Source organism: Rubricoccus marinus (genome assembly GCF_002257665.1).
Classification (GTDB): domain Bacteria; phylum Bacteroidota; class Rhodothermia; order Rhodothermales; family Rubricoccaceae; genus Rubricoccus; species Rubricoccus marinus.
In genome coordinates this window covers 109,547-123,155 of record NZ_MQWB01000011.1, presented here as the reverse complement: position 1 = coordinate 123,155, position 13,609 = coordinate 109,547, and the positions used below count along the sequence as shown (strand labels likewise).

The 13,609-nt window shown below is 68.7% G+C and carries 8 protein-coding genes; 4 read left to right on the top strand and 4 right to left on the bottom strand.

Features of this window, described 5'->3' with window-relative positions:
* Window positions 1–31 precede the first annotated feature (31 nt).
* The 3 genes from BSZ36_RS17900 to BSZ36_RS17890 all read right to left on the bottom strand — a co-directional run bounded on the left by BSZ36_RS17900 (window position 32) and on the right by BSZ36_RS17890 (window position 4,795).
* Entirely contained in the window at window positions 32–1,045 is a 1,014-nt protein-coding gene (locus BSZ36_RS17900; RefSeq protein ID WP_094551851.1) for an aldo/keto reductase, read from the bottom strand.
* A 137-nt stretch (window positions 1,046–1,182) separates the two neighbouring features.
* Complete coding sequence (locus BSZ36_RS17895) at window positions 1,183–2,190, bottom strand: glycoside hydrolase family 5 protein (protein WP_094551849.1); 1,008 nt, start codon at window positions 2,188–2,190, stop codon at window positions 1,183–1,185.
* Between the two features lie 133 nt (window positions 2,191–2,323).
* Complete coding sequence (locus BSZ36_RS17890; RefSeq protein WP_094551847.1) at window positions 2,324–4,795, bottom strand: glycoside hydrolase family 9 protein; 2,472 nt, start codon at window positions 4,793–4,795, stop codon at window positions 2,324–2,326.
* A 72-nt stretch (window positions 4,796–4,867) separates the two neighbouring features.
* Between BSZ36_RS17890 and BSZ36_RS17885 the strand changes: the two genes are divergently transcribed.
* The 3 genes from BSZ36_RS17885 (at window position 4,868) to BSZ36_RS17875 (ending at window position 10,240) form a co-directional block, all read left to right on the top strand.
* Window positions 4,868–6,082 (top strand): glycoside hydrolase family 5 protein, encoded by a 1,215-nt coding sequence (locus BSZ36_RS17885; protein WP_218827756.1) that lies wholly within the window; start codon window positions 4,868–4,870, stop codon window positions 6,080–6,082.
* Between the two features lie 70 nt (window positions 6,083–6,152).
* Window positions 6,153–7,880, top strand: a complete 1,728-nt coding sequence (locus tag BSZ36_RS17880; RefSeq protein ID WP_094551845.1) for a glycosyl hydrolase — start codon at window positions 6,153–6,155, stop codon at window positions 7,878–7,880.
* Complete coding sequence (locus BSZ36_RS17875; protein WP_094551843.1) at window positions 7,877–10,240, top strand: AGE family epimerase/isomerase; 2,364 nt, start codon at window positions 7,877–7,879, stop codon at window positions 10,238–10,240. The genes BSZ36_RS17880 and BSZ36_RS17875 overlap by 4 nt, the downstream gene beginning before the upstream one ends.
* 40 nt (window positions 10,241–10,280) lie before the next feature.
* Here the strand turns inward: BSZ36_RS17875 and BSZ36_RS17870 are convergent, their stop codons facing one another.
* Entirely contained in the window at window positions 10,281–11,525 is a 1,245-nt protein-coding gene (locus BSZ36_RS17870) for an ROK family transcriptional regulator (protein WP_094551841.1), read from the bottom strand.
* Between the two features lie 150 nt (window positions 11,526–11,675).
* Between BSZ36_RS17870 and BSZ36_RS17865 the strand changes: the two genes are divergently transcribed.
* Window positions 11,676–13,607, top strand: a complete 1,932-nt coding sequence (locus BSZ36_RS17865) for a sodium:solute symporter family protein (RefSeq protein ID WP_094551838.1) — start codon at window positions 11,676–11,678, stop codon at window positions 13,605–13,607.
* Window positions 13,608–13,609: the final 2 nt, after the last annotated feature.

Genomic DNA, 13,609 nt, shown 5'->3' with positions numbered 1-13,609 from the left:
GTCAGGGTCCGCCTCTGGCGCCCGTGCGGATTCAGCGGCCGAGGATCGTCTCGATCTCGGTGATCTCGCCGTCCGCCAGAGGCGCCTGGCTGAGCATCTCGACGGCCTCCTCGATCTGTTCCACGCGGCTGGCGCCGATGAGAGTCGACGTGACCTCCGGGCGCCGCCGCGTCCACGCGAGCGCGAGTTGCGCCATGGACTGCCCGCGGGTGCGGGCGACCTCGCGGAGCTGGCGGACCGTCTCGACCACGTCGTCGGTGACCTGGTCCTCGCGCAGAAAGCCTGTGGCCTTCGCCGCGCGGGAGTCGTCTGGGATGCCATCGAGGTACTTGTCGGTCAGCAGCCCCTGCGCCAGCGGCGAGAACACGATGGCGCCGACGCCCTCATCCTCTAGCACGCCGAACAGCTCAGCCTCTGGCGCGCGCTCCAGCATGGAGTACTTGGGCTGGTGGATGAGCAGCGGAGTGCCCAGCTCGCGGAGGAGCGCCGCGGCCTCGCGGGTCGCCTCGGGCGGGTAGTTCGAGACGCCGGCGTAGAGCGCCTTGCCGCTGCGGACGGCGTGCGCCAGCGCGCCCATCGTCTCCGCCAGAGGCGTCTCGGGGTCGAAGCGGTGGGAGTAGAAGACGTCGACGTAGTCCAGCCCCATGCGCGTGAGGCTCTGGTCGAGGCTGGAGAGCATGTACTTCCGCGAGCCCCACTCGCCGTAGGGGCCGGGCCACATCCCGTAGCCCGCCTTGGTCGAGATGACCAGTTCGTCGCGGTAGCCCGCCAGGTCCTCGGCGAGGATGCGGCCGAAGGTCTCCTCGGCGGAGCCCTTCTCGGGGCCGTAGTTGTTGGCGAGGTCGAAGTGCGTGATGCCGAGGTCGAAGGCGCGGAGCGCCATCGCGCGGGCGTTCTCGTAGCGGTCCACGCTCCCGAAGTTGTGCCACAGGCCGAGCGAGACGGCGGGCAGCTTGAGCCCGCTCCGTCCGCAGCGGACGTACGCCATGCCGCCGTAGCGGTCGGCTTCGGGGCGGTAGGGTGGGGCGGGGTCGCGGTAGATCATCGCAGGGGAGAGGGGTAGGACCTCTGGCGCCAGAGGCATGAGGGAGACAGGGCCCGGTACCCGCAGACGGCGGCGGGGTGCCGGGCTCTCCAGAGGCCTCTGGCGGGGGAGGGGAGAGGCGTACGCCAGAGGCGCGGTTACTCGTCCGAGGTGCCGTTGAGGCGGCGGAGTTCGTCGCGGAAGAACGTCCCCTGCATGGTGGGCGTGAAGTCCCAGTCGGAGAACATCTGCGGCGACCACTCCGGGTCGAATACCCAGGCCGTCCACGAAATGCCGCGGGCCTCGAAGAAGTCCACGATGGCGCGGCCGTAGGTCTCGTCGGCGATGACGGGGACGTGGGCGCCGGGGCCGTCGGCGTTCATGAAGCCCAGTTCCGTCGCCACGATGGGATAGGTCTCGGCGGCGAAGCCCCAGGCCTCTTCCCACTTCGGCTCCCACGGCTGCTCACGCTTCTGCGGGTACGGATGCGCGACGTACGCGATGCCCTCGGCACGGACGGGGTCCTCGCGGAGCCCGGTCAGATCGTACGCCCAGTCCGGCCCGGCCACAAGCGGGATCGTGTCGGGGTCGTTCGCGCGGACGATCGTGATGAGGTCCTCCATCATCTCGCGCTGCTCGTGCCACGCCAGCCGCCCGAGCGTGCCGCGGTAGCTCGTCGGCTCGTTGAAGAGCTCGTAGAACGCGACGGTCGGGTTGCCCGCGTAGCGCGCGGAGACGGTGCGCCAGAAGCGCGCGGTCTCGGCCTTGCTCGTCTGGTACATGTCGGCCTGAAATACTTCGGTGCGGAGGTTGCCGATGGAATGCCAATCGAGGATGACGTACAGGCCATGCTCGGCGGCGAGTTCGACCCCCGCGTCCACGAGCGCGAGGTAAGCCGCCTCGCCGCGCTCGCGCCACGCGCGCGGGTGGATCGGGAAGCGGACGACGTTGGCACCCCAGTCGGCGGCGGTGGCGAAGTACTCGTCGTCCCAGTGGCCCTGGCTCTCCAGCTTGTCGGGGTCAGAGAACGAGACGCCACGCAAGATCACGGTCGCGCCCGCTTCGTCGACGATTCGGTTGCCCTCGACGTGGAGGGCGGGCAGGGCCTCTTGCGCCGCGACGGGAAGCGCGAGGAGCAGGGCGGCGAGGAGGAGGAGGCGGTGCATGGGAGAGGGGGGGGGGGAGCCTCTGGCGCCGACGCCAGAGGCGAAGTCAGCGCGCTGAGGCGCGGGAACGGCGAGAAACGGGCCTCTGGAGCCAGAGGCGGGGTCTGGAGAGGGCGGGTCGCCAGAGGCGGGCCTACTCCGCGTTGAGGATCTGGTCCGCCGCGAGGGCGAGGACCATGAAGTGCGTCGCGCCGCCGCCCATAACGTACTCGGCCTGCTGCCAGAGGTACGGGAAGTCCTTCAACTCGGGGAAGTCCGGCCGGATGAGCGCCGTGCCGCTGGCGACGCCGCCGGGGATGTAGGCGTAGTCGGCGCGGTTGAGGCCGTAGCCACGCTCCACGGAGTGGGCGCCGACGCCAGAGGCGAACGAGGCGGTGTTGGCGCCGGGGTGGACGCCGAGAATGAAGTTGAGCGCGTTGAGCATGTACTCCGCGCTGACGGTCTCGGGGAAGGCGCGGTGCAGGAAGTACTGCCGCACGCCGAAGGCCTGGATGTCCCAGCCCGCGCCCCAGATGTTGGGCTCGTAGGGGACGCCGTACGGCGTGCTCCGCTGGGCCTCGGCGGTGGCCGAGAAGTCGGACGCGACGGCTTGGCGGACGGCGCGCTCGAACCCGGCGTCGCCAAGACGCGGAACCGCGCGGCCGACGGTCCAGCCGGTCCGACCGATCTGGGCGACGATCTGGTCCTGGCTCGCCAGAAGCCACTGGCGGTAGCGGTCGCCGCCCGTCGTGAGGAACAACTCGACGCCCGCGGCGACCTTGTCGGCGAAGCCACGGGAATCGTCGCGCGGAGCGGCCCAAAGTCTCTCGGCGGCCTCGCGGGCCTCTCGCGCCAGAGGCGGGTTGTACTCGGCCAGCACGCGGGCGGCGATGGCGAGCGCGGCGATGCCCTTGTACTCGTGCCCAGCGTTCTGCTCGGTGAACACCATCCGGTCGTCCGCCACGCCAGAGGCCGTGGCGGTCCGGGCCTCTGGCGCGAGGTCGGGGTCGTAGGCGAGGTTGTCGGTGCTGCCCGCGAAGTCGCCGATCATGCGGTACTGCTCCAGCGTGGGCACGATGACGCCGCGGTAGAACCGGCCCAACGAGCGCACGCCGCCGACGATGTTCATCGTGCCGTGCTCGATCTGCTGGAGCAGGTCCGGGACGCCGTCGGGCTGGTGGATCTTGACGAACCGATCCTGCTGGCGGATCGTGGTGTCGTCGTAGTCGCGGAGCGCGTCGAAGGCTTCGTAAGCCGAGGCGAGGACCCACACCTCGTCCGCCTGCGACTCGATGCGGAGGTCGTCGTCGCCCGCGTCGTGCCAGCCGCCGACGTCGAGGCCGGGCACGCGGTCGTTGTGCTCGAACGGCGCCAGAAGCTCCGCGCCCTGCACGTAGCCGTCGAAGTGGTTCGAATCGGCGGGCGCCATGCGGGCGTCGTCCAGGTGGCAGGCACCGTGCCAGAGGCGGTAGGGGTCCTCCACGCGCATGTGGCACATCTGGACCGGCAGGAAGTAGTCCACGGTCGGCTGCCACACGTCGCGGGCGTAGACCTCTGGCGAGATCTGGAACGCGTGCGTCCGTTCGCCGCGGTATTCGATGGCGTAGAGGCCGGGCTGGGTCACGTCCGAGAAGTCGAAGAGGCGGTAGTCGTACCGCAGGAAGTCGCCGTCCCAGGCCTCTGGCGTGGCCTCGCGGATGGTCTCGGCGCCAGAGGCCGTGATGCGGACGAGGCGCGCGGGCGTGGACTCGGTATCGCGCGCGTCGTGCTCGATCACGGCCGTCTTCCGCTGCGCCGGGTGGTAGCCGACCTGTGAGACCTGCACGACGGGAGGGCGCACCCAGCCGGGAATCGCGTGTGGCCGGATCGTCCACTCGATGGCGCCAGAGGTGGCGCCCGCCGGGACCGTCTCGCGCACGATGAACCAGCCGTTGTTGTGCAGGGTGCGCCCATCTAGCAGAGCCAGTTCCCCCGTTCGGCTCTCGATGGTCAAGCGGAGGTCGTCCGTCTCCGGCGCGACAGTCAGGCTGCGGCCTCTGGCGAAGGGGATGGCCTCGGCCTCGCCTGAGGCGCTGCGGGCAGTCGGGCCGTTGGGTTGGCGCGGGAACTGGCCTCTGGCGTCGCCGAGCATCCAACTCTTGCCGAAGAGGTCCACGGGGAACAGCTCCAGGATGAAGCCGACCTGCCCCACGTACTCGGTGGGAAGCGGCGTGTCGAGGTCTACGGTGACGACGATGGCGTCGCCCTCGGCGCGGGCGCGGACGGCGTAGCCCATCTCCAGGTCGGGGTACTCGATGGGGTTGAAGCCGCGCCGGTTCTTGCCCGGATCCGGGTACGAGAGCCGCGTCACGATCTCGCCAGAGGCCTCCTCGCGGCTGTCCTGCTTGGGGACGGGGTCCCACTGCCCGGGCGTGGCGCCGAGCCGCAGGTCGCCGTTGGCCGCGATCCGGATACCGTGCTGGACGACGGTGATGCCGCCCTGGTGGCTATCGGGGTAGAAGTCCTGGAACGCCATCACGCTCACACCTTCGCGCTCGAAGTAGCCGCGCTCGGTCAGGGCGAAGTCGGCGGGCTGTGCAAAAGCCGCCAGAGGCGCGAGGAGAAGGAGGGAGAAGAGGCGGATCACGGCGGGAGGGGTTGGAAGCGCTTACGAGCAGACGTATCCTATTTACTCCAGTCAATTGATAAAAGCACGCCCATGGACCGCCGCGCCTTTCTCGGGACCGCCTCCGCCGCCGCACTCGGCGCCACCGCCGCCGGGTGCGCCTCAGGCGCGGCCGCCCAAAATGCGATGAACCCGGCTTCCGGCGCCGTGATGCCGCCAGAGGCGACCGGCGCCGGGCCTGCCCGCTCGACCGACGGCGAAGTCATCGTCAGCCAGCACGGCGCGCTCCCGGGTACGCGCACGCAGCCACGCATCCCGCGCTGGCGCGGCTTCAACCTCACCGAACTCACCGGCGGCGCCCGCGACCGCTCGTTCGTCGAGACGGATTTCGAGTGGATCGCCGAACTGGGCTTCGACTTCGTCCGCATCCCGATGTCCTACTGGGCGTGGTCCTCGCCAGAGGACTGGATGGAGATCGACGAGGAGGCGCTGAACACCGTCGATGAGGCGGTGGAGTACGGCGAGAAGTACGGGCTGCACGTCAACCTCAACCTGCATCGGATCCCAGGCTACTGCGTCAACGGGCGCGAACTGGAGCCGCACCTGCTGTTCGACAGCCCGCGCGAGGAGATGGAACTCGCGATGGACGCGGCCACGCTTCACTGGCAAACCCTCGCCGAGCGCTACAAGCACACGTCGAACCAGAAGGTCAGCTACGACCTCTTCAACGAGCCGCCGTGGAGCTACCAGGACCAGAGCCGCTACGTCGAGGTCGCCACGCGGCTCGTGGCCGCCATCCGGGACATCGACCCGGACCGCCTCATCGTCGCCGACGGCGCGGACATCGGGCAGACGCCCGTCCCGGGCATCGTCCCGCTCGGGCTCGTGCAGAGCACGCGCGGCTACCTGCCCAAGATGATCTCGCACTACACCGCCACGTGGGTGCCCGAGAACGAGTTCGAGAGCTTCGAGACCCCCGTCTGGCCCATGACCGACAAGGACGGCCGCCTCTGGAACAAGGAGGTGCTCCGCGAACAACTCGTCCAGGTCTGGCAACCGCTCGTCAATCAGGGCGTGCCCGTCCACGTCGGCGAGTGGGGCTGCTACAACAAGACGCCGCATGAAGCCGCGTTGGGCTGGATGCGCGATGTCACGAGCCTCTGGCGCGAGATGGGCTGGGGCTGGGCCATGTGGAATTTCCGCGGCTCCTTCGGCATCCTCGATAGCGGCCGCGAAGACGTGGCCTACGAGGACTTCCGCGGCCACAAGCTGGACCGCAGGATGGCCGACCTCCTCCTCTCCAGCTGATCCCGCTCGCCCGCTCACGCACACCCTCTCCAACTCGAACGGGTTCGCCAGAGGCGCCCCTCCGCTCTACATGCTCCGCACCGCCACGCTCCGCACCGCCACGCTCCTCGCCGTCCTCCTCCTCGCCAGCGGCGCCTCTCGCGCCCAGGCGCTTTTCGAAGCCGAGGACGCCGCGCTCGTCGGCAACGCCGCTGTCGCGACCGAGCGCGCCGGGTACTCCGGGACGGGCTACGTGACCGGCATCGTCCAGCCCGGCGACAGCCTCCGCTTTACCGTGGACGCCTCTGGCGACTTCGTCCAGATCCGTCTCGCCGTCGCGGCGAACGCGCGCTTCGCGTCGTACACCGTGCAGGTCGATGACCAGACGCCCATCTCGACCAACGTCCCCGTGACGGGCGCCTTCCGCGAGATCGTCGTGGCCGAGCGTCGGCTGAGCCCCGGTTCCCACACGATCACGGTCCACGGGAGCTTCGAGGTGGACTACCTCACGTTCGCGCCCGTCTCGTACCCCGGCCCGGCCGTCCCCCCGCCGGTTCTCTCGGACCCGGATGCGTCGCCGTCCGCACGCGCGCTCTTCGCCTTCTTGCTGGACGAGTACGGCGAGCACATCCTCTCGGCGCAGCAGGACATCTACAGCGGCTCTCCCCGCACGGCGGAGATCGACTACGTGACGAGCGTTACGGGCAAGGTGCCCGCCATCGGCGGCTTCGACCTGATCGACTACTCCCCCTCGCGCATCCAGTTCGGCGGCGCGCCGCGCGATTGGTCCGAGGAATGGATCGGCTGGGCGCAGACCGACGCCGACGGAAAGGAGGGGATCGTCAACCTGATGTGGCACTGGAACGCCCCGACGGACCTCTACAACACGGCGGATCAGCCGTGGTACCGCGGCTTCTACACCGAGGCGACCTCGTTCGACTTCGCCGACGCCCTCGCCGAAGGCCCCGGCGGCGCCAACTACGACCTCCTCTTGCGGGACATCGACGCCATCGCCGTCCAACTCCAGAAGTTCGAGGACGCCGACATCCCCGTCCTCTGGCGCCCGCTCCACGAGGCCGCAGGCGGCTTCTTCTGGTGGGGCGCCCAGAGCGGCGCCGACTACGTCGAGCTGTGGCGGCTCGTGTACGACCGGCTGACCGATGTCCACGACCTCCACAACCTCATCTGGGTCTGGACCTACGAGCCCGCGAGCGATCCTCTGGCGTGGTACCCCGGTGACGACTACGTCGACGTGGTCGGGCGGGACTTCTATTCCGACGACCCCGAAACGCTCATCACGAGCCAGTGGGAGCTGCTCCAGGACGCCTTCGGCGCCAACAAGCTCGTTTCGCTCACCGAGTCCGGGACGCTCCCCGACATGGACGACTCGGCCGACCGCGGCATCTGGTGGAGCTGGTTCAACGTCTGGAACGGCTTCGAGCGCGACATCCCCGCCGACCGCCTGACGCGGATTTACACCAGCGAGGTCGTCCTCACACGCGACGAGCTCCCCGACTGGCGCGATTACACGCTCGCCACCGCCTCCGAGCCCACGCCAGAGGCCCAAATCCCGCTGGCGCTCTATCCCAACCCGACCTCTGGCGCCACGACGCTCACTCTCACGCTCGCCGCCACGGTTGACGTAACCGTGGACGTGTTCGATCTCACGGGCCGCCTCGTCTCGCGCCAGAGGCTCGGCGTGCAGCCTGCGGGCGCGCTCCAGGCCGCCGTAACCGCCCCCACCGCCAGCGGCACCTACCTCGTCCGCGTCGCCGCGGGCGACCGCGTCTCGCACGGCCGACTCGTCGTGACCCGATGATCCGACCCCTCGCCCTCGCAGCGCTCGCGCTCCTCGCCGTCCCCGGCAGAGGCCAGACCGCCGGCACGGCTCTGGCGCCCGACGTGCGCGCGGCGCTCGCAGAGGAGATGACGTTTTCGCTCCAGAGCGAGGTTCTGGACGCGTGGTATCCACGCGCCGTCGACCGCGAGGCGGGCGGCTTCCTCAGCCGGTTCGACTACGCGTGGAATCCGGTCGGCGACCAACAGAAGATGATCGTCACGCAGTCGCGCCACGTCTGGACGACGGCGCAGGCCGCGATGTGGACCGACGACGAGGCCTACCGCGAGATGGCACTCCACGGCGTCGCCTTCCTGCGGGATGAGATGTGGGACGCCGAGAACGGCGGCTTTTACTGGCTCGTCCAGCGCGACGGCACGCCGATCCCCGAGGCCGACGGGCGCCTCGTCAAGCAGGCCTACGGCAACGCCTTCGCCATCTACGGCCTCGCCGCCGCTCACGCGGCCACAGGCCACCCGGAGCCTCTGGCGATGGCGCAAGAGGCTTTCCGTTGGCTCGATGCCCACGCCCACGACGCCGAGCACGGTGGCTACTTCAACTACCTCACGCGCGAGGGCGAGCCGCTCCGCCAGGGGCTCGGGCGCACGCCGCCGAAGGACCAGAACTCATCCATCCACATCCTGGAAGCGTTCACCGAGCTCTACCACGTCTGGCCCGATGCGACGCTCCGCCAGAGGATCGACGAGATGCTGACGCTCATCCGCGATACCATCACCGTCGAGCCCGGCACGCTCACCCTGTTCTCGCTCGCGGACTGGACGCCCGTCTCCTACCGCGACTCCACCGAAGACGTGCGAGAGGCCAACCGGTACTACGACCACGTCTCGTTCGGGCACGACGTGGAGACGGCCTTCCTCATGCTCGAAGCCGCCGAGGCGATCGGACTGGACTCCGGGCCAACGCTTCTGGCGGGCAAGAAAATGGTCGATCACAGCCTTCGCACGGGCTGGGACGCCGCCAACGCGGGCTTCGTCGAGGCGGGCTACTACTTCGCCGACGGCGAGCCTCTGTCGGTCACCGACCCGACCAAGAACTGGTGGGCGCAGGCCGAGGGCCTGAACACGCTCCTGCTCATGGGCGACCACTTCCCGGACGACCCGATGCGCTACCACGACCGCTTCTTGCAGATATGGGGCACCATCCAGGCCTACCTCGTGGACCACGAGCACGGCGGCTGGTACATGGGGACCCTCGACCGCCAGCCCGGGCTTCGCCGCGCGGACAAGGGCGGGATCTGGAAAGGGCCGTACCACAACGCCCGCGCGCTCATGAACGTCGCCCGCCGTTTGCAGAGCGTCCCCGCCGCCGATCCGCGTGTTCAGATCATGGGACGCCACCTCGCGCACCCGGACGGTTCGGTCTCGTTTGCTGCCTCTGGCGTCACGTTCGTCGTTCGCTTCCGAGGCACGCGCCTCGCCGCCCACATCGAAGACGAGTTCCGCTACGGGACGGAGCACAACTGGTTCACCGTGGTCGTGGACGGCGGGGAGCCGGTCCGATTCCAGACGCGGCCCGGCCAGCGCGAGACGGTGCTCGCAGAAGGCCTCGCCTCTGGCGAGCACACGCTCTGGTTGAGCAAAGCGACCGAAGGCCAGAACGGCCACAACCGGCTCGTCTCGTTCTCGGGCGCTGAGCTCTTGCCTGCCGAACCGCTTCCCGCCCGCCGCATCGAGTTCATCGGCGACTCCATCACGAGCGGCTTCGGCGCCGACTCGGAGCCCATCGCCTGCGGAGCGGGGACGTGGTACGACGCGACTCACGCGTGGATCGCGTACGGCCCGCGCCTCGCGAGGCGCCTGGACGCGCAGTGGATGCTGTCGTCCGTCTCCGGGATGGGCCTGCACCGCAACTGGAACACGCTCGCGCCGGTGATGCCGGACGTGTACGACGGCGTGTACATGGAGTACGCCACGGACAATCCGCCGTGGGACAGCACGCTGTACCGCCCCGACCTTGTCGTCGTCGCCCTCGGCACCAACGACTTCTCCGCAGGCGACGGCGAGACTACTCGCGAGGCTCTGGACGGCGCCGCCTTCGTCGCAGACTATGCGCGCTTCCTTGCCCGCCTCCGCGAGCGCTACCCCGACGCCCCGGTCCTGCTCCTCAACAGCCCCGTTTTCGAGGGCGCGCAGAAGGCGCAACTCGCAGGCTACCTCCGCGAGGTCGCCGCCCGCCGCGCGGCCTCTGGCGACCCGGCGGTCTCGGTGTTCACCTACGACGGCCGCTACGTCGCGGGATGCGACGGCCACCCCGGCGGCGCCGAGCACGTCCGCATGGCCGATGAGCTGGAGCCGGTCGTCCGCGAGATCACCGGCTGGTAGGCCGGCGCTAGAGGCGCAGCCCGCCAGAGGCCTCGGGCGCCTAGCCCGCCTCGGTTCGCTCGAATGCGGACACGGCCTCAGACCCGTTGTTCTGTCCCGTTGCCGAGTCGGCGCGGCGCAGCGATGTTCGCTGGAGCGGCGCGAAGGCGTGGTAAAGCGGGAGGGAGGCGACGCCCAGCGCGCCGGCGTCGGCGCCAGCGGTCGCGAGGCGGAGTTCGGGCGCGTCCAGGCCGCCGGGGACCACTCTGTCAGTGAGATGCACGCGGGCGCGCTCCAGCAAATCTCCTAGCAGGCGGTCCGGCCACCGGCCGCCCACGAACGTCGCCTCGGGGTCGAGGATAGCGCGGACGGTGAACAGGAGGTTTGCGAGCTGCTCCCCCGCTTCGTCGAACCACGCCTCGAAGGCGTCGTCCCCGGCCTCGTGGAGCGTGAGCAGATCGTCGGGGGTCGCGGCCTCGACGCCCGCTTCGCCCAGGCGCGCGTACAGGTTCGCGAGGTTGAACAGCTCGCCGACGTGCGTCGGCCCGCCAGAGGCGCGTTGAGGCGCGAGGTAGCCGATCTCGCCCGCGTTCCCCGTGTGGCCCTCGAACGGCGTCCCCTGCACCACGAGCCCGCCGCCGAGCCCGCTCCCGAGGTACACGTAGAAAAACGTCGAGAGGTGGCGCCCGGCGCCATACCAGTGCTCGCCCACGGCCGCGGCCGTCGCGTTGTTCTCGATAAAGACCGGCAGGCCCAGCCGGGCGTGGAGCTGCTCCGCCAGAGGCACGTCGTGCCACTGCGGGAACGCGATGGGGTTCACGAGATAGGTCCCGTCCGGTCCTGGCCGCATCGGCCCTGGGATCCCGACCCCGATGCCCCAGATCTGGCCATGACGCAGGTCGAGCTCTTTCGCGAGGGCTTCGGTCGTCTCGACACAGAGGTCGAGCGCGGCCTCTGGCGCCGCGAGCCACACCTCGTGGTGGATGCGCGCGCGCACGGCACCCGAAAGGTCCACGAGAACGGCGGTGAGGTGGTCCGTGTCCAGGTCCAGCCCGACAGAGAAGGCGGCGTCGGGGTTGACCTCCAGCTGGATCGGCGGTGCGCCGCGGCCCCCCGTCGCCCGAGCCGTCTCGATCACGAGCCCTGTATCGATCAGCTGGCGGACGAGGTTCGAGATCGTCTGCGCGGTCAGCCCCGTGCGTCTGGCTACGTCCGCCCGCGAGATCGGCGCATACAGCCGGATCGTCTCATGCACAATCTGGAGATTGTGGCGCTTGGCGTGAGAGAGGTTCGTTCCGGTGAGCATGTGTGGAAGGGGGGGGCAAAATCTAGCGCCCTCTCGCTCTGTAAATCGAGGGAGGGAGGGATTCTATTGATCAATCGTTTTGATTTATTGGTGCCGGCGCGCTAGCTTCGCCGGAAGCGCTTTCGCCACTCGTCCACCGCGTCCTCGCCGATGAACCTTCACCCCATCGATCTGACCATCATCGCCGCGTACATCGTGGTCACGGTGTTTATCGGCTTCTGGATCTCGCGGAGGGCCTCCAAGAGCATCCAGAACTACTTCCTCGGCGGAAACGAGATTCCCTGGTACGCCCTCGGTCTCTCGAACGCGTCTGGGATGTTCGACATCTCGGGCACGATGTGGCTCGTCTACCTCCTCTTCGTCTATGGGATGAAGAGCATCTGGATCCCCTGGCTGTGGCCGGTCTTCAACCAGATCTTCCTGATGGTGTACCTCTCGGTCTGGCTCAGGCGTTCCGGGGTGATGACGGGGGCGGAGTGGATCCGATTCCGGTTTGGGGATGGGCAAGGCGCGAAGCTGTCGCACCTCGTCGTGGTGCTCTTCGCGCTCATCAACGTCGTCGGGTTCCTGGCCTACGGGTTCATCGGGATCGGGCAGTTCGCGTCTGCCTTCCTCCCGTTCGAGCTGTCGGCCGACCCGACGTGGAACGCCAACCTCTACGGCCTCATCATCACCGCCATCGCGACGCTCTATGTGGTCAAGGGCGGGATGTTCAGCGTGGTCTTTACCGAGGTGCTCCAGTTCTGCATCATGACCGTGGCCTGCCTCTGGGTCGGCGCAATCGCGATGCAGCAGGTCGCGCCAGAGGCCCTCAGCGCGGCGGTGCCCGATGGCTGGGGGAACCTCTGGTTCGGCTGGAACCTGGACCTCGATTGGGCCGCCATCCTGCCCTCCGCGAACGAGAAGATCGCCGCGGACGGGTACACCCTCTTTGGGGCCTTCTTCATGATGATGCTTTTCAAGGGCGTCCTCGGGAGCATGGCCGGCCCTGCTCCCAACTACGACATGCAGCGCGTCCTCTCGGCCAAGACGCCAAAGGAGGCGGCCAAAATGAGCGGGCTTGTGAGCCTCGTCCTGATGGTGCCTCGCTACATGCTCATCACCGGCCTGACGGTCCTCGCGCTCGTCTTCTTCCGCGACGAGCTGGGCGCGATGGGCTCCGACGTCAACTTCGAACTCATCCTGCCCTTCACGCTCCGCGAGTTCATCCCGACCGGCCTGCTCGGCCTCCTCATCGCGGCGCTTCTGGCGGCGTTCATGAGCACCTACGCCGCCACGGTCAACGCCGCGCCTGCCTACATCGTCAACGACGTGTACAAGCGGTACATCAACCCGGACGCGTCCGAGAAGACGTATGTGCGGATGAGCTATCTCGTCTCGATCATCGTTGTCGTTATCGGGACTGGGTTCGGGTTCGTGGCGCAGAACCTGAACGAGATCGTGCAGTGGCTCGTGGGTGCGCTCTATGGCGGCTACGCGGCCTCCAACCTGCTGAAATGGCACTGGTGGCGGTTCAACAGCTACGGCTACTTCTGGGGCATGCTCGCCGGCATCGTCGCCGCGGGCATCGCCGCCCCGACGATGGGCCTGCTCGGGCTCGACTTCGGCGCCGCAACCCCGCTCTACGCCTTTCCGCTCATCCTCGCGCTCTCGCTCGTAGGCTGCATCGCGGGGAGCCTGCTCACCGAGCCCGACCCCCCAGGGGTGCTGAAGAACTTCTACCTCAAGGTGCGGCCGTGGGGCTTCTGGAGCCCCGTCCACGAAGCCGTCGTGGCGGAGCATCCTGAGATCCAGGCCAACGGCGGCTTCAAGCGCGACGCCGTCAACGTCGTCGTCGGCATCGTGTGGCAGACGGCGCTCGTCGCCACCGGCATTCTCATCGTGCTGGAGGACTGGAGCGGGCTCGCCACCTCGGTCACCGTCGTGATCGTGACGAGCGCCTTCCTCAAGGTCAACTGGTACGACAAGCTGGAGGACTACCCCGAGCAGCCCGGCCTCGACGACGCCTCCACCTCGGGCACGCCCGTCTCGGCCTCTGGCGGCCCGCAGCAGGCTCCGTTCGAGTCGCCCGTTCCCGCCTAACT

Coding starts and splice junctions, on each gene's coding strand:
- BSZ36_RS17900 (WP_094551851.1), bottom strand. CDS start 1,045: ATGATCTACCGCGACCCCGCCCCACCCTACCGCCCCGAAGCCGACCGC.
- BSZ36_RS17895 (WP_094551849.1), bottom strand. CDS start 2,190: ATGCACCGCCTCCTCCTCCTCGCCGCCCTGCTCCTCGCGCTTCCCGTC.
- BSZ36_RS17885 (WP_218827756.1), top strand. CDS start 4,868: ATGGACCGCCGCGCCTTTCTCGGGACCGCCTCCGCCGCCGCACTCGGC.
- BSZ36_RS17880 (WP_094551845.1), top strand. CDS start 6,153: ATGCTCCGCACCGCCACGCTCCGCACCGCCACGCTCCTCGCCGTCCTC.
- BSZ36_RS17875 (WP_094551843.1), top strand. CDS start 7,877: ATGATCCGACCCCTCGCCCTCGCAGCGCTCGCGCTCCTCGCCGTCCCC.
- BSZ36_RS17870 (WP_094551841.1), bottom strand. CDS start 11,525: ATGCTCACCGGAACGAACCTCTCTCACGCCAAGCGCCACAATCTCCAG.
- BSZ36_RS17865 (WP_094551838.1), top strand. CDS start 11,676: ATGAACCTTCACCCCATCGATCTGACCATCATCGCCGCGTACATCGTG.